We start from the raw sequence: 19,364 nt of genomic DNA, 5'->3' as shown, positions 1-19,364 counted from the left end.
CGGGTGTCGGGAAGATTCACAGTGACCCGAGGGAGGGGCCCACGTGCTCGTCGACACCTACGGCCGGGTGGCCACCGACCTACGCGTTTCGCTCACCGATCGTTGCAACCTGCGGTGCACCTACTGCATGCCCGAGGAGGGCCTGCAGTGGCTGGCCAAGCCGGACCTGCTCACGGACGACGAGATCGTCCGCCTCATCGACATCGCGACCGGCACGCTCGGCATCACCGAGGTCCGCTTCACCGGCGGTGAACCGCTGCTGCGCCCCGGCCTCGTCGGCATCGTCGAACGGGTCGCGGCCCTGGACACCCGCCCCCGGATGTCCCTCACCACCAACGGCATCGGCCTGAAGCGCACCGCGCCCGCCCTGAAGGCGGCGGGCCTGGACCGGGTCAACGTCTCCCTGGACACCCTGCGCCCCGAGGTCTTCAAGACCCTCACCCGCAGGGACCGCCACAAGGACGTGCTCGAAGGACTTCAGGCCGCCCGCGCCGCCGGACTGACCCCCGTCAAGGTCAACACCGTCCTGATGCCCGGCCTCAACGAGGACGAGGCCCCCGACCTCCTCGCCTGGGCCGTGGAGCACGACTACGAACTGCGGTTCATCGAGCAGATGCCCCTGGACGCGCAGCACGGCTGGAAGCGCGAGGGCATGGTCACCGCCGGGGACATCCTCACCGCGCTGCGCACCCGCTTCACGCTGACCGCGGAGGGCGCCGAGGAGCGCGGCGCGGCCCCCGCCGAGCGGTGGATCGTGGACGGCGGACCGCACCGTGTGGGCGTGATCGCCTCGGTCACCCGCCCGTTCTGCGCCGCCTGCGACCGCACCCGGCTGACGGCCGACGGACAGGTGCGCACCTGCCTCTTCGCCCGGGAGGAGACGGACCTGCGCCAGGCCCTGCGCTCCGGCGCGCCCGACGAGGAGATCGCCCGGATCTGGCGCGCGGCGATGTGGGGGAAGAAGGCCGGATCCGGCCTGGACGACCCGACCTTTCTGCAGCCCGACCGCCCGATGTCAGCGATCGGCGGCTGATCCGCCCCCCGGCCCCTCGTCGACCGGCTCCCACTCCTCGAACCGTACGACGTCCTTCAGGAAGCCCCGCACGCCCAGGAACTGGGACAGGTGCTCGCGGTGTTCCTCGCAGGCCAGCCAGGCCTTGCGGCGCTCGGGCGTGTGCAGCTTGGGGTTGTTCCAGGCCAGGACCCACACGGCGGAGGCACGGCAGCCCTTGGCGGAGCAGATCGGAACGGCGGGATCATCGGGGACCATCACACCGCGACAATACCGGCCGGTCACAAGGCGACGCCGAGCAGCCACGGGGGGAGCTGCCCGGCGTCGGTCTGTCGCTCCGACGGGGGATGCGGAGCGCGTACGAAGTATGTCACGGGTAGCCCGTCGCCCGGCACTGGAACAGCACGATTGATCCGAGGATTCTTGGGCTCCCGAACGGGTCGGAATTCCGGTTGCGCGGATACGCCGTGGTCAGGCCCGCTCGTGCGCGTCTCCGCGCGCGCCCGTGGCCGCTCCGGGCGGGGGCTCCTCGCTGTCGTGACCGGCCGCCCGGTCGGGGGCCGGCGGCGGAATCATCGGAGCACTGGGCATCCGCACGAAGGTCGACGGAAGCCCCGGAGCGTTCTCGCGGCCCGCGTTGGCGATCACGACCGCGACATAGGGCAGCACCGCGCCCAGCACCAGGGCGACGATCGCCACGTACCGCTCGACGTTCCACAGGCTCGCGGCGAGGATCACCGCGACGGTCCGCAGTCCCATCGAGATGACGTACCGCCGCTGCCGTCCTCGCACGTCCTCGGCCAGACCCTGCCGGGCGCCGGTGATCCGGAACACCTGGGCGCCGCCGTTGCCGCTCCGCCTGGCCATCACTTCCACCACCCGCCTGCCCACGGTCCACCCGGCCCGTACCGGTGCGAACCCGGTCAGGCCGCACCCGAACGTCTCAACGGTACGCCCCTCCCGCGCCGGCCACGAGAGCGGGTCGGCACGGGACCGGGGCGCCGGGGGAGCGCCCTCGCGGCGGCCGTCACACGGACGGCCCCGGCCCGCGTGCACCGTCCGGGGGACCGTCCCAGCCTGGTCGTACTGCTCATTTCGGGCCGTACGAGGAGGACATCATGGGCTGGTTGTGGGCGATCATCGTCGGATTCGTACTGGGGTTGCTCGCCAAGCTGATCATTCCGGGCAAGCAGCACAGCCCGCTCTGGCTCACCACCCTGATGGGCCTCATCGGCGGCATCGTCGGCAACGCCGTCGCCCGGGGCATCGGCATCGGGGAGACCCGCGGCATCGACTGGGGGCGGCACCTCCTCCAGCTCGCCGCGGCGATCGTGCTCGTCTTCATCGGCGAGATGATCTACATGTCGATGCACGGCCGGGGCCGGCAGCGCGAACGGATCTGAACCGGAACCCGCCCACGGTGCGAGGCCCGAAACGGACCCCCGCACCGCACGCACCCGGGTCCGCCCGGCCGCCGTGGACGCCGCGCGTCACGCCCCGCCGGTGTACTCCACCGCCGCCAGGTTCCGCTTCCCGCGCCGCAGCACCAGCCACCGCCCGTGCAGCAGATCCTCCGCCGCGGGGACCGCGTCCTCGGCCGCGACCTTGACGTTGTTCACGTACGCGCCGCCCTCCTTCACCGTGCGCCGCGCGGCGGACTTGCTGGGGGCCAGCCCGACCTCGGTGAACAGGTCCACGACGGGGGCCAGTTCACCCACCTTCACGTGCGGCAGTTCGGAGAGCGCGGCCGCCAGCGTGGCCTCGTCCAGACCGGTCAGCTCGCCCTGCCCGAACAACGCCTTCGACGCGGCGATCACCGCGGCCGCCTGCTCGGGGCCGTGCACCAGCGCCGTCAGCTCCTCGGCCAGCGCCCGCTGCGCCGCCCTCGCCTGCGGCCGCTCCTCGGTCTGCCGCTCCAGCTCCTCCAGTTCCTCGCGGGACTTGAAGGAGAGGATGCGCAGGTAGCCCGAGATGTCCCGGTCATCCACGTTCAGCCAGAACTGGTAGAACGCGTACGGCGTCGTCATCTCCGGGTCGAGCCAGACCGCGCCGCCCTCGGTCTTGCCGAACTTGGTGCCGTCCGCCTTGGTCATCAGCGGGGTGGCGTAGGCGTGGACGGCGGCGTCCGGCTCCAGACGGTGCAGCAGGTCGAGGCCGGCCGTGAGGTTGCCCCACTGGTCGCTGCCGCCCTGCTGCATCGTGCAGCCGTACCGCCGGTACAGCTCCAGGAAGTCCATCGCCTGCAGGAGCTGGTAGCTGAACTCGGTGTAGCTGATGCCCTCGGAGGACTCCAGACGCCGGGCGACCGAGTCCTTGGTCAGCATCTTGTTGACCCGGAAGTGCTTGCCGATGTCCCGCAGGAACTCGATCGCGGACAGTCCCGCGGTCCAGTCCAGGTTGTTGACCATGACGGCCGCGTTCTCGCCCTCGAAGGACAGGAAGGGCTCGATCTGGCCGCGCAGCCGCTCGACCCAGCCCGCGACGGTCTCCGGCGAGTTCAGCGTCCGCTCCGCGGTCGGCCGGGGGTCGCCGATCTGGCCCGTGGCCCCGCCGACCAGCGCCAGCGGCCGGTGCCCGGCCTGCTGCAGCCGGCGCACGGTGAGCACCTGGACCAGGTGCCCCACGTGCAGGGACGGGGCGGTCGGGTCGAAACCGCAATAGAACGTGACGGGACCGTCCGCGAGCGCCTTGCGCAAAGCGTCCTCGTCGGTGGACTGGGCGAACAGCCCGCGCCACTTCAGCTCGTCGACGATGTCCGTCACGGTTCTCGCGTCTCCTCGGTGATACCGCTCCCGGGCCGCTCCTCGCGGTGCCGCCCGGGGTCCTCGGGCAGTCGGGTGACGGCCCGCTACGAGGTTATACGCCCTGGCTGACAGAGCTCATATTGAAATCCGGCACCCGCAGCGGCGGCATCGCGGCCCTGGTGAACCAGTCGCTCCACTCCCGCGGCAGCGTCTTCTCGGTCCGCCCCGCCTCGACGGCCCGCCCCAGCAGGTCCACCGGCGACTCGTTGAACCGGAAGTTGTTGACCTCGCCGGTCACCTCGCCGTCCTCGACCAGGTAGACGCCGTCCCGGGTCAGCCCGGTCAGCAGCAGCGTCGCCGGGTCCACCTCGCGGATGTACCACAGGCAGGTCAGCAGCAAGCCCCGGTCCGTGTCCGCGACCATCTCCTGCAGCGAACGGTCGGTGCCCCCGTCCAGGATCAGGTTCCCGATGGCCGGCGCCACCGGCAGCCCGGTCAGCGCGGCACTGTGCCGGGTGCTGGTCAGATGCTTCAGAGCACCGCCGGAGACCCATTCGGTGGAGGTGAGCGGCAGCCCGTTGTCGAACACCGACCGGTCGTCCCCCGAGGAGTGCGCGAGGACGAAGGGGGCGCACTCCAGGCCGGGCTCGTGCGGGTCGCTGCGCAGCGTCAGCGGCAGCCCGGACAGCTTCTCGCCGACGCGGGTGCCGCCGCCGGGCCGGCTGAAGACCGTACGGCCCTCGGCGGCGTCCCGGGCCGCCGACGACCACAGCTGGTAGATCAGCAGGTCCGCCACGGCCGTCGGCGGCAGCAGCGTCTGGTAGCGCCCCGCGGGCAGCTCCACCCGCCGCTCGGCCCAGCCCAGGCGCACGGCGAGTTCCGCGTCGAGCGCCGCCGGGTCCACGTCGGTGAAGTCCCGCGTGGAGCGGCCGGCCCACGCCGAACGGGAGCGGTCGGGGGACTTGGCGTTGATCTCCAGGGTTCCGGTGGGCTGGTCGTGCCGCAGCCGGAGGCCGGTGGAGCTGCCCAGGTAACTGGAGACCATCTCGTGGTTGGCGAAGCCGTACAGTTCCCGGCCGCCGGAACGGGCGCGGGCGAACGCGTCCCCGAGGGCGGGCGCGAAGCCGTCGAAGACGGCGGAGGAGGTCTCGGCGGGCGGCTCGGTGAAGCCGGGAGAGGCGGGCTCGTCCGCGACCAGCGGCTGCGCGTCCTCGGCCGGGCCGGCGCCGCGCGCGGCGGCCTCGGCGGCCCGCACCAGCGGCTCCAGCTCTTCCGCGGTCACCGCCGAGCGGGAGACCACGCCGGAGGCCGTGCCCTCCTTGCCGTCGACGACCGCGATCACGGTGAGCGTGCGGCCGCGCGTGACGCCGTTGGTGGTCAGCGCGTTTCCCGCCCAGCGCAGGTTGGCGGTGGAGTGCTCGTCGGCGACGACGACGCAGCCGTCCGCCCGGGACAGCTCCAGGGCCCTCTCGACGATCTCGTGCGGCTTGTTGGTGCGGGCGCTCATCGACCGGCCTCCTGGGTGGTGTTCAAGATGTTGACGCCCCGGAACAGGGCCGAGGGGCAGCCGTGCGACACCGAGGCGACCTGGCCCGGCTGGGCCTTGCCGCAGTTGAAGGCGCCGCCCAGCACATAGGTGGAGGGGCCGCCGACGGCCGCCATGGACCCCCAGAAGTCGGTGGTCGTCGCCTGGTAGGCGACGTCCCGGAGCTGCCCGGTGAGCCGCCCGTTCTCGATCCGGAAGAACCGCTGCCCCGTGAACTGGAAGTTGTAGCGCTGCATGTCGATGGACCAGGAGCGGTCCCCGACCACGTAGATCCCGCGGTCCACGCCCCCGATCAGGTCCTCCGTGGACATCCCTGCCGGGTCCGGCCGCAGCGACACGTTGGCCATGCGCTGCACGGGCACATGGCCGGGGGAGTCGGCGTACGCGCACCCGTTGGACCGCTCGAAGCCGGTCAGCCGCGCGATCCGCCGGTCGAGCTGGTAGCCGACCAGGGTGCCGTCCTTCACCAGGTCCCAGGACTGCGCCTCGACGCCCTCGTCGTCGTAGCCGATGGTGGCCAGCCCGTGCTCGGCGGTGCGGTCGCCGGTGACGTTCATGAGCTCCGAGCCGTACTTCAGCCTGCCCAGCTTGTCGAAGGTGGCGAAGGAGGTGCCGGCGTAGGCGGCCTCGTAGCCCAGCGCCCGGTCCAGTTCGGTGGCGTGCCCGATCGACTCGTGGATGGTCAGCCACAGGTTCGAGGGGTCGACGACCAGGTCGTACACCCCGCCCTCGACGCTCGGCGCCCGCATCTTCTCGGCGAGCAGCTCGGGGATCCGGTCGAGTTCGTCCGCCCAGTCCCAGCCGGTGCCCCTCAGGTACTCCCAGCCGCGGCCCACCGGGGGCGCGAGGGTGCGCATGGAGTCGAACTCGCCGGTCGACCCGTCGACGGAGACGGCGGTGAACTGCGGATGCAGCCGGACCCGCTGCTGGGTGGTCACCGTCCCCGCGGTGTCGGCGTAGAACTTGTTCTCGTGCACGGTGAGCAGCGAGGCGTCCACATGGTCGACGCCGTCCGCCGCGAGCAGACGCGCGCTCCACTCGGCGAGCAGTCCCGCCTTCTCCTCGTCGGGCACGGAGAAGGGGTCGATCTCGTACGAGGACACCCACGTCCTCTCGGCGTGCACGGGCTCGTGGGCCAGTTCCACCCGCTCCTTCGACCCGGCGGCCGCGATCACCCGCGCCGACAGCTTCGCCATGGCCACGGCCTGCGAGGCGACCTTCGCGGCGGCGTCCATCGACATGTCGACCCCGGAGGCGAACCCCCAGGACCCGCCGTGCACCACCCGCACCGCGTAGCCGAGGTCGGTGGTGTCCGAGGATCCGGCGGGCCGGGCGTCCCGCAGCCGCCAGGACGCACCGCGCACCCGCTCGAACCGGAAGTCCGCGTGCTCGGCCCCCAGCGCCCGGGCCCGGGCGAGGGCGGCGTCGGCCAGGGCCCTCAGGGGCAGCGCCGTGAAGGCTTCGTCGATGGTATGCGGCACGGGGTCTCCCTGCTGTCGTGGCCTGTCGGTTCCGATGATGTCCTGTCGGCGGGGCGGCGGACCACACCTTTCAGCGCCCGTGCGCGGACGTGCGCCGATCAGCGTCCCGCCCGCGCCCCCGCGGCCCCTCCACCGGGCCTTCTGTAGGGACCCGACAGCCAGGCCCGCACGCCACTGTGGGTGCCCGATTCCCCGCGTACGCGGACGGACCGATAGGTTTCCCAGGTGAAGGCGCCTGTCTCGCAGGGGCTCCAGACCGTTATCGAAAGGGTGATCCGTTGAGCCGCTCGGTTCTCGTCACCGGAGGCAACCGGGGCATCGGCCTCGCCATCGCCCGCACTTTCGCCGATGCCGGCGACAAGGTCGCGATCACGTACCGCTCCGGTGAGCCGCCCCAGGGGTTCCTGGCCGTCAAGTGCGACATCACCGACACCGAGCAGGTGGAGCAGGCCTACAAGGAGATCGAGGAGACGCACGGGCCCGTCGAGATCCTGGTCGCCAACGCCGGCATCAACAAGGACCAGCTCCTGATGCGGATGTCGGAGGAGGACTTCACCTCCGTCGTCGACACCAACCTCACCGGGACCTTCCGGGTCGTCAAGCGGGCCAACCGCGGCATGCTGCGCGCCAAGAAGGGGCGGGTCGTCCTGATCTCCTCCGTCGTCGGCCTGCTCGGCTCCGCGGGACAGGCGAACTACGCCGCCTCCAAGGCCGCGATGGTCGGCTTCGCGCGCTCCCTCGCCCGTGAGCTGGGCTCGCGCAACATCACCTTCAACGTCGTCGCGCCCGGTTTCGTCGACACCGACATGACCCGGGAGCTCACCGAGGACCAGCAGACGAAGATCCTCGCGCAGGTGCCGCTCGGCCGGTACGCGCGGTCGGAGGAGATCGCCGCGGCGGTGCGCTTCCTCGCCTCGGACGACGCCTCGTACATCACTGGAGCCGTCATTCCCGTTGACGGCGGACTGGGAATGGGTCACTGATCACCATGAGCGGAATTCTCGAGGGCAAGCGCGTCCTGATCACCGGTGTGCTGATGGAGTCCTCCATCGCCTTCCACGCCGCCAAGCTGGCCCAGGAGCAGGGCGCGGAGATCATCCTGACCGCGTTCCCGCGCCCCACCCTGACCGAGCGCATCGCCAAGAAGCTGCCGAAGCCCACCAAGGTCATCGAGCTCGACGTCACCAACGACGAGCACCTCGGCCGGCTCGCCGACATCGTCGGCGAGGAGCTGGGCGGCCTCGACGGCGTCGTCCACTCCATCGGCTTCGCCCCGCAGGACGCCCTCGGCGGCAACTTCCTCAACACCCCGTTCGAGTCCGTCGCCACCGCGATGCACGTCTCGGCGTACTCCCTGAAGTCGCTGACCACGGCCTGCCTGCCGCTGATGCAGAACGGCGGCTCCGTCGTCGGCCTCACCTTCGACGCGCAGTACGCCTGGCCGCAGTACGACTGGATGGGCCCGGCCAAGGCCGCCCTGGAGGCCACCAGCCGCTACCTGGCGCGCGACCTCGGCAAGCAGAACATCCGCTGCAACCTGATCTCCGCCGGACCGATCGGCTCCATGGCCGCCAAGTCCATCCCCGGCTTCAGCGACCTGGCCGCCGTGTGGGACAGCCGCTCCCCGCTGGAGTGGGACCTCAAGGACCCCGAGCCGGCCGGCAAGGGCATCGTCGCCCTGCTCAGCGACTGGTTCCCCAAGACCACCGGCGAGATCGTCCACGTCGACGGCGGTCTGCACGCGATCGGCGCCTGACCCCCGCGCCGGTACCCGCCATACCCGCGGTACCCGTGTCTCCACGGTGCCCCGCTCCCGCCTCCCGCGGGGCGGGGCACCGCGCGTACGGCCTCAGCCCTCGGACGGCGGCGCGGGCCGCCCCGGGCGGCACATCACCGGGTAGCTCCCGGCCGCCGCGGCGGCGGCCGCCCCGTCCCCCTCGCGCAGCGCGTCCAGCAGCACGTCGTGGCCCATGTACGTCTCCGGCGTCAGCTCCGGGCCCACGTCGCCGCGCAGCCAGTCCCGCAGCACCTCGCTCAGGTCCGCGTACATCGCCGTCATGACCTCGTTGCCGGACGCGGCGACCACGGCCAGGTGGAACGTCGCGTCGGCCGCCACGAACACCTCCGGGTCCCCGGACCGCCACGCTTCCTCCCGGCGCACCAGCAGCGTCTCCAACTGCTTCAGATCCCGCTCCGTGCGCCGCTCGGCGGCCAGCCGGGCGGCCGCGGACTCCAGCGCCGCGCGCAGTTCCGCGATGTGACCGGCGTCCGCGCCGGCGAACCTGCGGTGCATCACGCCCGCCAGCTCACTCGTCGCCACGACGTACGTGCCCGAGCCCTGGCGGATGTCCAGCAGCCCGTTGTGCGCGAGGGCGCGCACGGCCTCCCGCACCGTGTTGCGCGCGACGCCGAGCTGCTCGACCAGCTCCGGCTCGGTCGGGATGCGTGAGCCCACCGGCCACTCGCCCGAGGTGATCTGCGCCCGCAGGGCCGCGATGACCTGCTCGGACAGCGCCGAACGGCGGGGATGGGTCAGGGGCACGGCACGCCTCCGGGGGTACGGGCGCGGCTCGGGGAGCCGAGGGGGGCACGGGGGCCGGGCAAGCCGGGTAACCCGTGCAGGCCATGGGGGAGTGGACAACCAATCATCCCATGATTCTATGATGGGTGGCATGGCCAGCGACAGGACACGCACGACGACACCGCACCCGCGTCCCGGCACGCGCACGAAGACCGACTCCGTGCCCGGTGCCGGCGTATGGGTACTGCGGCTGCTCCCCGTGGGCATCGTCCTGGCCGCCCTCAACCTCCGCCCCGCCGTCACCAGTCTCGGCGCCCTCCTGGAGGAGGTCCGCGACGGCCTCGGCATGAGCGGCAGCGTCGCGGGAGTGCTGACCTCCGTGCCCTCCCTGTGCTTCGCCGTCTTCGGCGTCATGGCACCCCGGCTGGCCCGCCGCTTCGGGCTCTCCGTCGTGGTCTGCACCGGCATGGTCGCGATCGCCGCGGGGCTGCTGATCCGGCCCTACGCCGGCAACACGGTGGGCTTCCTGGCCGGCACCGCCCTCGCGCTCATGGGCATCGCGGTCAGCAACATCCTGATGCCGGTCCTCGTCAAGCGCTGGTTCCCCGACCGGGTCGGCCCCATGACCGGCCTGTACTCGATGGCGCTCGCCCTCGGCACCTCCCTGCCCGCCGCCGTCACCGTGCCCGTGACCGACGGGCTGGGCGGCGACTGGCGCGCCGGGCTAGCGGTGTGGGCGGGGCTCGCCGCGGTCGCCGTGCTGCCCTGGCTCGTGCTGCTCCGCGTCCGCGGCGCCGAACGGATCGAGCCCGCGCCCGCCCCTGCCCCCGCGGTGCCCGAGGCCGCGGGGGGCCGCCTGCGCATCACCCGCAGCCGGATCGCCTGGGCCCTGGCCGTCTTCTTCGGCCTCCAGTCGACCGCCGCGTACATCACGATGGGCTGGATGGCCCAGATCTACCGTGATGCCGGGCTCTCCGCCGGCACGGCGGGACTGCTGCTCGCCGTCACCATGGTGATGGGCGTCCCTCTCGCCTTCGTCATCCCCCGGGTGGCCACCCGGCTGCCCCACCAGGGGCCCATCGCCGTCGTCCTGGGCGTCTGCGGGCTCGCCGGGTACGCGGGGCTCTACCTCGCCCCCGCGGGCGGCGCCTGGGCCTGGGCCGTCCTGCTCGGCATCTCCAACTGCGCGTTCCCGCTCGCGCTGACGATGGTCGGCATGCGGGCCCGCACCGGCGCGGGCGTGGCCCAGCTGTCCGCCTTCGCCCAGAGCACCGGGTACCTGCTCTCCATCCCCGGTCCGCTGCTGGTCGGCGTCCTGTACCAGCACTCCGGCGGCTGGGGGCAGCCCCTGGCGCTGATGGCCGTCCTCATGGTCCCGCAGATCCTCGTCGGCGTCCTGGCGGGCCGTGACCGCACCGTGGAGGACGAGGCGGCGGCGCGCTGACGTTCCGGACGGTGCGGCGGTGAGGGGCAACGCGGGAGCGGCGTGCTCACGCCTCGGGCGGTGGGGACCACGCGGGGGCGGCGTGCCGATGCCCCCGCACGCCGTCGGGCACGCGGGAAGTGCGAGACTTGTGCCCATGCCCGTCCTCGAACCGAATCCGCAGAACGGCCAGAAGAAGATGCTGATCATCTTCGGCGCGTTCCTCGCCATCCTCGTGGTCATCGCCGTCATCGCGACGATCGCCGCCCCCTGACCCCGGCTCCGGGGGCCGCCGCGCCTTCGGGGCCGAGTGGGGTGGGGCTGGCCCCCCTGTCCCCTAGGGGGCGAGTGTCAGGGTCAAGTGGGTGGATCACCGGATGGGCCGGGGAGCCCCGACTCCGTACCTTCGAACTATGACCGCGTACGGCGGATCACGAGGACACGGAGACCCTGGAGGCGTCATGCCGGCCCGCACGCACACCCCGCCCCGCTCCCCGGCGTCCTCGTCCGCGTCCTCGGTGGCCTCGACCCCGGTGGCCTCGGCCCCGGTGGCGGCGTCCGTGTCCGGGGGCGGCGTCGACATCCGGCTTCCCTGGTGGGCGCTGGCCCTGCCCGTCGCGGCCTTCCTCGCGCTTCTGGCCCTCATACTCAACCCCGCCCACACGGGGGCGGCCGGAGCGGACACCGGGCTCGCCCGCGTGGTCGAACACGCCGTGCAGCTGATCGAGCACCCGTAGGTCCTCGGCCAACTCCCTGAGCCCATCGGCCTGTTTCGTGCGAAGCTGGGACACATGAGCGTCGCAGAACCCCGCAGGATCGTCCTCCTCCGTCATGCGAAGGCCGACTGGCCGCAGGTAGCCGACCACGAGCGCCCGCTCGCCGAACGGGGACGCAAGGACGCCCCCGTCGCCGGCCGCAGACTGGCCGACTCGGGCTTCGACTTCGACCTGGCCCTCTGCTCCACCTCGACACGCACCCGGGAGACCTGGAAGCTCGCCGTTCACGAGCTCCCGCACCGCCCGAAGACCGTCTACGAGGAGCGGATCTACGATGCCTCGCCCGGCGAACTCGTCGCCGTGCTCAACGAGACCCCCGAGGACGCCCGCACTGTCGTCCTCATCGGCCACAACCCGGGCGTCCACGGCCTGGCCGAGGTCCTCACCGGCCGGGCGGACGCCGGCGCCCGCGACCGCATGACCCGTCGGGGCTTCCCCACCTCCGCGTTCGCCGTCCTCACCTTCGACGGCCCCTGGAAGACGCTGGAGCCCGGCGCCGCCTCCCTCGACGACTACTGGGCCCCCTCGGAGTGACCGCGGGCCCGGCCCCGGGTCCTTCCCGCGCGGGCGCCCGGAGTCCGGGTTCGCGCGCGGCACTCCGGGGCCCGGGTGCCGGGACGGGAGCCCTGCGGTCCCGGGCTCCCTCGTCCGCGGCCCCGTCTACAGCGAATCGTCCTGCGTGTCCGCCGCCTCGACCTCTTCCCGTGTGATCCCCAGCAGGTACAGCACGGTGTCGAGGAAGGGAAAGTTCACCGCCGTGTGCGCGGCCTGCCGCACCACCGGCTTCGCGTTGAACGCGACGCCCAGCCCCGCCGCGTTCAGCATGTCCAGATCATTCGCGCCGTCGCCGATCGCGACCGTCTGCGCCAGCGGCACCCCGGCCTCCGCCGCGAACCGGCGCAGCAGCCTCGCCTTGCCCGCCCGGTCGACTATCTCCCCGGTGACCCGCCCGGTGAGCCTGCCGTCCACGATCTCCAGCGTGTTGGCCTGGGCGAAGTCCAGCCCGAGCCGCTCCCGCAGATCGTCGGTCACCTGCGTGAAACCGCCGGAGACCACCCCGACCTGGTAGCCGAGCCGCTTCAGTGTCCGGATCAGCGTGCGCGCCCCCGGCGTCAGCCGGACCTCGCTGCGCACCTTGTCCACCACGGAGGCGTCCAGCCCCTTCAGCAGCGCGACCCGCGCGTGCAGCGACTGCGCGAAGTCCAGCTCCCCCCGCATCGCGGCGGCGGTCACCTCGGCGACCTGCTCCTCGCAGCCCGCGTGCGCGGCGAACAGCTCGATGACCTCGTCCTGGATGAGCGTGGAGTCCACGTCCATGACCACCAGCCGCTGTGCCCGCCGGTGCAGCCCGGCCGAGACCACGGCGACATCGACACCGAGGGTCGCGGCCCCGGTGGCCAGCGCGGTCCGCAGGGGCTCGGTCTCCACACCGGAGACCGCGAACTCCACGGCGGTCACCGGGTACTTGGCGAGCCGGAAGATGCGGTCGATATTGGCGCCCGTGCCGGAGATCCACGCCGCGATCGAGGCCGTGGCCTCCGCGGTGAGCGGGTGGCCGAGCACCGTGACCAGCGAGCGCCCCGAACCGCGCGGACGGTTGTCGCCCGTGCCGGAGATGATCTCCGCCTGCATCTTCATCGATTCCGCCCAGCTGTGGACGGTGGCCCGCAGGTCCCCCTCCGCGCCGGCGGCGGGCTGCGTCACGAGCGCGCAGAGCACCATCCGGCCCCGGGTGACGACCTGCTCGATGTCGACCACGTCGACGGAGTAGGCGGCGAGGGTGTCGAACAGCCCGGCCGTCATGCCGGGGCGGTCCTTGCCGAAGATCTTGACAAGGAGAGTGGGCGTGTCGGTGGTCTGCGATGCGCTCATGGTGCCTCCACCGTATCCGTCACGCCGTTCCCCGCGCCCCCGTGGTCCGCCTGACGGACACAGAGCGGCGGGGGACACCGGCCGGACCCGGCGGCCTGCGCGGACGGACCCCTCAACCCCGCCCCGGCCGCCCCCGGGGCGGTGCCGGGGGCGGCTCCGGCGGGGGTTCCGGCGGAGGACCGGGGGGCCGACCGGGCGGCGGCGGGGGCGTCACCGGCAGCGGCGGAACCGTCGGCCGCCCCGGCCGCCCCCGCCTCTTCGCACCCGGCTGCCCGGTCGGCCCCGGCGGCACCAGGGGGGCGATCACCGTGGGCGCCCCGTGCACCCCGGGCGCTCGTGGTTCCTGGGCCCCCGGCGGCCTCGCGTCCTCCGGTTCCCCTCCGGCGGGCCCCCCGGCCGGGTAGGGCCTCGCGTCCTCCGGTTCCCGCTCGTCCGCCCGCTCGCGTCCGGCTCCCTCGTCCGTCTCGCGCCCCGCTTCCTGCGGTACCCGCAGATACGGATTGGTCCCGGGGTCGGGCGCCCGGTGGGGCACGGTCGGCCGGTAGGGACCCGCCTCCTCGCGGGCGGGCGCGGTCCCCCGGGGCTGCCCGGCCCTCCGGAGCAGCACGGTCGCCCCGGAGGAGGACGCCTCCCAAGTCCCCACCTCCCCCGCGGGCGCACGCACCCCCACGTCCCCCGGCACCGCCCCGCGCCCCGCGGCCCCGCACACCCACGCCAGCCCGGCCCCCACCGCGCCAGCCCCCGCGCCCCACAGCGCGCCCAGCAGCAGCGCCGTGCCGAGATGTCCGCGCAGCCGCAGTCCGGCCCCGAGGACGTGGACGCCGAGCACCGTCACCGAGGCGTCCACCGACACCTCCGTCAACCAGGCGAGCAGGGGCAGTGCCACCGCCGTCGCGATGCCGAGCCGCAGTGCGCAGCGCCCCGCGAAACCGAGCGGACCCGTCCCTCGTACCGCGGGGCCCACCGCCTCCGGGCCGCCCCCGGCAGCGCCCCCTCCGGCGGACGCCGTACCCGACGCTCCGGCCGACGGTCCAGTCCGCACCGGCGGGGGCATCGGCGTGCGTACCGCGGTCAGCACCCCGGCCAGCAGCATCATCAGTGCCGCCGCCACCCCCAGGAGCCACACCCGCCCGTCCAGTTCCCCGAGCCGCCCGAGGGTGACGGGCTCACCGGGCCGGGTGCCGAGCAGACGGTCCACGGGGTCGGGCAGGACGCGCGTGAGGACTCCGGTGACCCCGCCGTCCCACGGGACGAACAGACCGATCGGCACGCCCATCCACACGCCGTTGGGCGCGCCCAGCAGGGCGGCGCCCGCGATCCGCCGGGGGTGGGGGTCGCCGACCGCCGCGTACGCCGCCGCCGCGAGGCCCGCCGTCACGGCCGTCAGAGCCACCGTGACCAGCGCGGACACTGCCGGCCGCACCACACGGTGCAGGACGTCCCAGCCGGGCGGCAGCGGGGTCCTGCGGGAGGCGAGCAGCGCGAGCAGCAGCACCCCCGCCGCCCACAGGGCGGCACCCAGCAGCGTGGGCCCGGTGTCCACGGTGAACCCGATCTCGGCCTTCGCGCGCATCAGATCGCCCAGCCGGTCCGGCAGCGCGCCGCCGAGATCCCCGAGGCCGCCCAGCCCGCCCAGATCCCCGAGGCCACCGAGGTCACCGAGTCCGGGAATGTCCAGGTCCCCCGCCCCCGAGCCGCCGCCACCCGAGCCTCCCGAGCCCGCGCCCAGGCCCGGCAGCGAGTCGAGGCCCAGCGCGCTCCCGTCGAGCGTGACGACCTCGTGTCCCGCCCGGCCGAGTCCGCCGATCACCGCCGTGAACAGCACGACCACCGCGCCCGCCCGCGCGAGGAGTTCCCCCGGCGAGGGCGCGCGGCCCGCCGCCCGCAGCGATCGCAGGAAGAACCAGGACAGCAGCAGCGCGCCGACCAGCCCGACACCCAGGGGCGTGAACCGCAGCGCGGTCGCCGCCTCCGCTCCCTCCACCCCCCACACCGACATGTCACCGGAGGGCCGGACCGCCCCGCCCGCGCCGAGCGCGACCACCGCGGCGGTCATCGGCGCCAGTTCGCCCTGCGAGTCCGCCTCCAGCAGACGCAGCCCGAGCGCGGCGGTGCACGCCATCCCGAGGACCGCCCAGCCGACGCACGCCGACGCGCCCAGCAGCACGTCCTTCCACGGCACACCGCCTCCGCGCCCCGCGGGTCCGCCCCTGACGGACCCGCCCCCCAAGGACCCGTCCCCACGGGCCCGTCCGGCCGGCACAGCACCCATGACCGATCCCCCGATCCGCGTACTCCGCGTCGCGGCGCACCCACCGTCAGGTGTCCGGCCACGTGCCCGGCCCGGCGGATGTCCCCCTCGCGTGGTTTACCACTGCCCGGACCGGTTTGCACCCCCGACGACGGCAAAGGCACGTACACCCCCAAAGCCGTCGTACACGGTCTTCGCACGGCCCGACTTTCGGTCAGGGGTGCCCGCCTGAAATAGTTCCCCACGATGTTCGACATCCCTAGACTCCCCGCGACGGGGGCAAATTCGGGGGACAACTCAGTGGGGCATGGAGTGCCAGAACTCGTACTGGAAGCAAATGGACGGACCTGGACGCTCGACCCGTCCAGGTCATACACCCTTGGCCGTGATCCGCAGGGTGACATCGTGTTCGACGACGCCAGGGTCTCCTGGCGGCACGGCACGGTCTCCTTCGACGGCCGGGGCTGGGTGCTGGTGGACCACGGCAGCACCAACGGCACGTTCGCGCGGGGGCAGCGGGTGGACCGTGTGGAGCTCGCCTCCGGCACGGTCGTCAACCTGGGCAACGCGACCGACGGACCGCGGCTGAATCTCTCCGCCGCCGAGGCCGCCGTCGCCGCCCCGCAGGCGGGGCCCCAGCAACAGCCGTACGCCGCCCGGCAGGCGGACCCCGGCTGGGCGCCGCAGGCACCCGGCGGCCCCGCGCAGCAGCCCGCCCCGCCGCAGCCGCAGATTCCGCAGCAGCAGAACCACGGCCCCGCCGCGGCGCCCGCCCATCCGGGCGGACCGGCGGGCGGCGCGCCGGCGGCGCACGGTTACGGCGACCGCAGCCCCACCACGTTCCACCAGTTCTCGCTGGGCCGCGTGATGCGCATCGGCCGTGCCCTGGAGAACGACCTGGTCGTCTCCGACCTCCAGGTCTCCCGCAACCACGCCGAGTTCCACGCGACGCCCGACGGCCGCCTCGAGATCCGTGACCTCGGCTCGCACAACGGCACGTACGTCAACGGCGCTCCGGTGCCCAAGGGCGGCTCCGTCCAGCTCGGGCCCACCGACGTCGTCGGTGTCGGCCACTCGACGTTCCGCGTCGTCGGCGACCGGCTCGAGGAGTTCGTCGACACCGGCGAGGTCTCCTTCTCCGCGCGGCACCTGACCGTCACGGTCGACGGCGGCAAGCAGATCCTGCGGGACGTCTCCTTCGGCGTCCCCGAGAAGTCGCTGATCGCGGTCATCGGCCCCTCCGGTTCCGGCAAGTCGACGCTGCTGAAGGCGCTGACCGGCTACCGCCCCGCCAACCAGGGCGACGTCCTCTACGACAACCGGAACCTGTACAAGCAGTTCGCCGAGCTGCGCCAGCGCATCGGCCTCGTCCCGCAGGACGACATCCTGCACAAGGAGCTGTCGGTCAAGCGGGCCCTGAAGTACGCGGCCAAGCTGCGCTTCCCCGCCGACACCACGCGCGAGGAGCGCCAGTCGCGCATCGACGAGGTGCTGCGCGAGCTCAAGCTCGACATCCACAAGGACAAGAAGGTCAGTTCCCTGTCCGGCGGCCAGCGCAAGCGCGTCTCCGTCGCCCTGGAGCTGCTCACCAAGCCCTCGCTGATCTTCCTGGACGAGCCGACCTCCGGCCTGGACCCGGGCATGGACCGCGACGTCATGCAGCTGCTGCGCGGTCTCGCCGACGACGGCCGCACGGTCCTCGTCGTCACGCACTCGGTGGCCGAGCTGGCGATCTGCGACAAGCTCCTGGTGATGGCGCCGGGCGGTTCGGTCGCCTACTTCGGCCCGCCCGAGGAGGCGCTGAACTTCTTCGGCTACGACTCCTGGGCCGATGTCTTCTCCGCCTTCGAGAACTACCGCGACTACGACTGGGCGGGCCGCTGGAAGGGCTCGCAGCACTACCAGATGTACGCGGCCGACATCGACGCGGTGGCCCCGCAGTCGGTGCACATGCCGCCGCCGCAGGCGATCCGGCCGCCCAAGCCGCAGGGCTGGACCTCCCAGCTCATCACCCTGATCCGGCGCTACGTCTCGGTCATCGCCTCCGACAAGGGCTTCCTCGCGCTGACGGTGATCCTGCCCGCGGTGCTCGGCGCGGTCAGCCTGCTGATCGACGCGGACAAGGGCCTGCTGGTCAACCGGGTCAATCCGCAGACCGGCGTGCCCTTCCCGAACGGCACGGCGACCACGGTCCTGCTGATCCTCGCCGTCGGCGCCTGTTTCGCGGGCGCCGCGAACTCCGTCCGGGAGCTGATCAAGGAACGGGTCATCTACGAACGGGAACGGGCGACGGGGCTGTCCCGGTCGGCGTACCTGATGTCGAAGGTGGTCGTCCTCGGCGCCGTCACGGTGCTGCAGGGCCTGCTGGTCGGAGTGATCGGCTTCTCCAGCCGGGAGATCCCCGGAGAGGGGCTCATCCTCAAGAGCAACACACTGTTCGAGCTGTGCCTGCCGATCATGGCGCTCGGCTTCGCGTCGATGATGTTCGGCCTGGTCATCTCCTCGCTGGTGAAGACCGCCGAGAAGACCATGCCGCTGCTGGTCATGTTCGCCATCGTCCAGGTGGTGTTCACCGGCTGCCTGTTCACGCTGCACGGCACGGTCGGCGTCAACGAGTTCTCGTACCTGATGCCGTCCCGCTGGGCGGTCGCCGCCGCCGGCACGACGCTGGACTTCAACAACATCGCGCCCAACACCGACGACCCGGGCAGCACCGACCCGCTGTGGAACCACACGGCCTCCGCCTGGGGCCTGGACATGGCCGCGCTGATCGTCCTCGGCGTGATCTGCGGCTTCTTCGTGGCCCGCTTCCTGCGGCGCCACGAGCCGGAGGTCATGCGCAAGTGACGGCGCTCTGAGCGCGCCCGGCCCCGCGCGCACGGCGAAGGGCGGCACCCTCTCGGGGGTGCCGCCCTTTCCGCGTGGGACGGGGGTCCGGGCCGCCTCAGTACGCGCTGTCGACGTTGTCCATCGAGCCGTAGCGGTGCGCCGCGTAGTTGCAGGCGGCCGTGATGTTGGCGACCGGGTCGTAGATGTTCCACGAGGTTCCGGGCACGTGGTACGTCTTGAAGGTCGGCGGGATGACCTGCAGCAGCCCCTTCGAGGGGATGCCGTTGATCGCGTTGATGTCCCAGTCGTTGATGGCGTGCGGGTTGCCAGAGGACTCCCGCATGATGTTGCGGTGCAGGCCGCTGTACGAGCCCGGGATGTCGTGCTTGTCCATGATGTCCAGCGACTCCCGGATCCAGCCGTCCAGGTTGTTCGCGTAGGACTTGTGGGCGGGGGCCGCGGGGCGGTGCGCCGAGCGGCTCGCGGAGCGGTCGCCGCCGCGGCTCTTCCCGGCCTCGGCGGCCGCCTTCTTCTCCTGGGCCTTGTGCGCGGCCTTGCCGCCGCCCTCGGCGGCCTCCCGCTTCTTGGCGGCCGCGTCGTCGGCGGCCTGCTTCTTCGCGGCGATGGCCTCGGCCTTGAGCTGCTGGCCCGCCATCTGGTCGGTCACCTGCACCTTGACGCCCTCGATGCGCTGGGTGCTGTACTTCACCGGAGCGGCGGAGGCGGCTGCCTCGTGGCTCGGGGTGGACTGCGCGCTGCTCGGAGCGGCGGATATCGCGAGGGCGGCTGCACCGAGCGCGGCGACACCGGCGATGCCGGCGCGATGGGACGTGGCCAGGGCGCGGCCGCGAAGCAAGGCGGTGTACTTGGGCATGGGTGGTAGGACCTCTTCGAATAGCGCGGAGGTCG

Annotated in this window: 18 protein-coding genes; 9 read left to right on the top strand and 9 right to left on the bottom strand. The window is 72.7% G+C overall.

Annotated features, from left to right (window positions below):
- Positions 1–43 precede the first annotated feature (43 nt).
- Positions 44–1,033 carry a GTP 3',8-cyclase MoaA gene (gene moaA / locus OHB09_RS07200; RefSeq protein WP_191852760.1) on the top strand — a complete coding sequence of 330 codons (990 nt, stop codon included), beginning with the start codon at positions 44–46 and terminating at the stop codon, positions 1,031–1,033.
- Here moaA and OHB09_RS07195 read toward each other — a convergent pair.
- Complete coding sequence (locus OHB09_RS07195; protein WP_191853199.1) at positions 1,016–1,270, bottom strand: hypothetical protein; 255 nt, start codon at positions 1,268–1,270, stop codon at positions 1,016–1,018. The genes moaA and OHB09_RS07195 overlap by 18 nt on opposite strands.
- A 213-nt stretch (positions 1,271–1,483) precedes the next feature.
- Positions 1,484–1,879, bottom strand: coding sequence for a DUF3099 domain-containing protein (locus OHB09_RS07190; RefSeq protein WP_040896843.1), 396 nt, complete (start codon positions 1,877–1,879; stop codon positions 1,484–1,486).
- A gap of 251 nt (positions 1,880–2,130) precedes the next feature.
- On the opposite strand from OHB09_RS07190, the gene OHB09_RS07185 reads away from it, so the two are divergent.
- Complete coding sequence (locus OHB09_RS07185; RefSeq protein ID WP_093598915.1) at positions 2,131–2,415, top strand: GlsB/YeaQ/YmgE family stress response membrane protein; 285 nt, start codon at positions 2,131–2,133, stop codon at positions 2,413–2,415.
- 87 nt (positions 2,416–2,502) lie between these two features.
- Here the strand turns inward: OHB09_RS07185 and tyrS are convergent, their stop codons facing one another.
- The 3 genes from tyrS to OHB09_RS07170 form a co-directional block, all read right to left on the bottom strand.
- Positions 2,503–3,774 carry a tyrosine--tRNA ligase gene (tyrS, locus tag OHB09_RS07180; RefSeq protein ID WP_328921744.1) on the bottom strand — a complete coding sequence of 424 codons (1,272 nt, stop codon included), beginning with the start codon at positions 3,772–3,774 and terminating at the stop codon, positions 2,503–2,505.
- A 94-nt stretch (positions 3,775–3,868) separates the two neighbouring features.
- Positions 3,869–5,263: a metallopeptidase TldD-related protein gene (locus tag OHB09_RS07175; RefSeq protein WP_328921743.1), complete on the bottom strand. Its 1,395-nt coding sequence runs from the start codon at positions 5,261–5,263 to the stop codon at positions 3,869–3,871.
- Positions 5,260–6,783: a TldD/PmbA family protein gene (locus OHB09_RS07170; protein WP_093598921.1), complete on the bottom strand. Its 1,524-nt coding sequence runs from the start codon at positions 6,781–6,783 to the stop codon at positions 5,260–5,262. Before OHB09_RS07170 ends, OHB09_RS07175 begins: the two co-directional genes overlap by 4 nt.
- 278 nt (positions 6,784–7,061) lie before the next feature.
- Here OHB09_RS07170 and fabG point away from each other — a divergent pair, with 278 nt between their 5' ends.
- Positions 7,062–7,766, top strand: a complete 705-nt coding sequence (fabG, locus tag OHB09_RS07165; protein WP_328921742.1) for a 3-oxoacyl-[acyl-carrier-protein] reductase — start codon at positions 7,062–7,064, stop codon at positions 7,764–7,766.
- Positions 7,767–7,771: 5 nt separating this feature from the next.
- Positions 7,772–8,539 (top strand): enoyl-ACP reductase FabI, encoded by a 768-nt coding sequence (gene fabI, locus OHB09_RS07160; protein ID WP_006143351.1) that lies wholly within the window; start codon positions 7,772–7,774, stop codon positions 8,537–8,539.
- Positions 8,540–8,632: 93 nt separating this feature from the next.
- On the opposite strand, the gene OHB09_RS07155 is transcribed toward fabI, so the two are convergent.
- Complete coding sequence (locus OHB09_RS07155; RefSeq protein ID WP_006143350.1) at positions 8,633–9,325, bottom strand: FadR/GntR family transcriptional regulator; 693 nt, start codon at positions 9,323–9,325, stop codon at positions 8,633–8,635.
- 130 nt (positions 9,326–9,455) lie between these two features.
- On the opposite strand from OHB09_RS07155, the gene OHB09_RS07150 reads away from it, so the two are divergent.
- The 4 genes from OHB09_RS07150 to OHB09_RS07135 all read left to right on the top strand — a co-directional run bounded on the left by OHB09_RS07150 (position 9,456) and on the right by OHB09_RS07135 (position 12,037).
- A complete protein-coding gene (locus tag OHB09_RS07150) occupies positions 9,456–10,748 on the top strand; it encodes a CynX/NimT family MFS transporter (protein WP_006143349.1) in 1,293 nt (430 codons plus the stop codon).
- A 136-nt stretch (positions 10,749–10,884) separates the two neighbouring features.
- Positions 10,885–11,001 (top strand): SGM_5486 family transporter-associated protein, encoded by a 117-nt coding sequence (locus OHB09_RS07145; protein ID WP_086011014.1) that lies wholly within the window; start codon positions 10,885–10,887, stop codon positions 10,999–11,001.
- Positions 11,002–11,188: 187 nt separating this feature from the next.
- The gene (locus tag OHB09_RS07140) at positions 11,189–11,464 is read left to right on the top strand and encodes a hypothetical protein (RefSeq protein WP_267972651.1); all 276 of its coding nucleotides are present in this window, start codon (positions 11,189–11,191) and stop codon (positions 11,462–11,464) included.
- A gap of 54 nt (positions 11,465–11,518) precedes the next feature.
- A complete protein-coding gene (locus OHB09_RS07135; protein WP_006143345.1) occupies positions 11,519–12,037 on the top strand; it encodes a SixA phosphatase family protein in 519 nt (172 codons plus the stop codon).
- A gap of 126 nt (positions 12,038–12,163) precedes the next feature.
- Here OHB09_RS07135 and serB read toward each other — a convergent pair whose 3' ends face one another.
- Complete coding sequence (gene serB, locus OHB09_RS07130) at positions 12,164–13,375, bottom strand: phosphoserine phosphatase SerB (protein WP_006143344.1); 1,212 nt, start codon at positions 13,373–13,375, stop codon at positions 12,164–12,166.
- Positions 13,376–13,487: 112 nt separating this feature from the next.
- Positions 13,488–15,557: a streptophobe family protein gene (locus OHB09_RS07125; RefSeq protein ID WP_234551944.1), complete on the bottom strand. Its 2,070-nt coding sequence runs from the start codon at positions 15,555–15,557 to the stop codon at positions 13,488–13,490.
- Positions 15,558–15,938: 381 nt separating this feature from the next.
- Here OHB09_RS07125 and OHB09_RS07120 point away from each other — a divergent pair, with 381 nt between their 5' ends.
- On the top strand, positions 15,939–18,473 hold the full coding sequence (locus OHB09_RS07120; RefSeq protein ID WP_078631226.1) for an ABC transporter ATP-binding protein/permease: 2,535 nt from the start codon (positions 15,939–15,941) through the stop codon (positions 18,471–18,473).
- A 97-nt stretch (positions 18,474–18,570) separates the two neighbouring features.
- Here the strand turns inward: OHB09_RS07120 and OHB09_RS07115 are convergent, their stop codons facing one another.
- Positions 18,571–19,329, bottom strand: a complete 759-nt coding sequence (locus OHB09_RS07115) for a transglycosylase SLT domain-containing protein (protein WP_006143339.1) — start codon at positions 19,327–19,329, stop codon at positions 18,571–18,573.
- Positions 19,330–19,364: the final 35 nt, after the last annotated feature.

Origin of the sequence: Streptomyces griseoaurantiacus, from assembly GCF_036189845.1 — a bacterium.
Lineage (GTDB): Bacteria > Actinomycetota > Actinomycetes > Streptomycetales > Streptomycetaceae > Streptomyces > Streptomyces griseoaurantiacus.
This window is presented reverse-complemented; position numbering and strand designations above follow the sequence as displayed.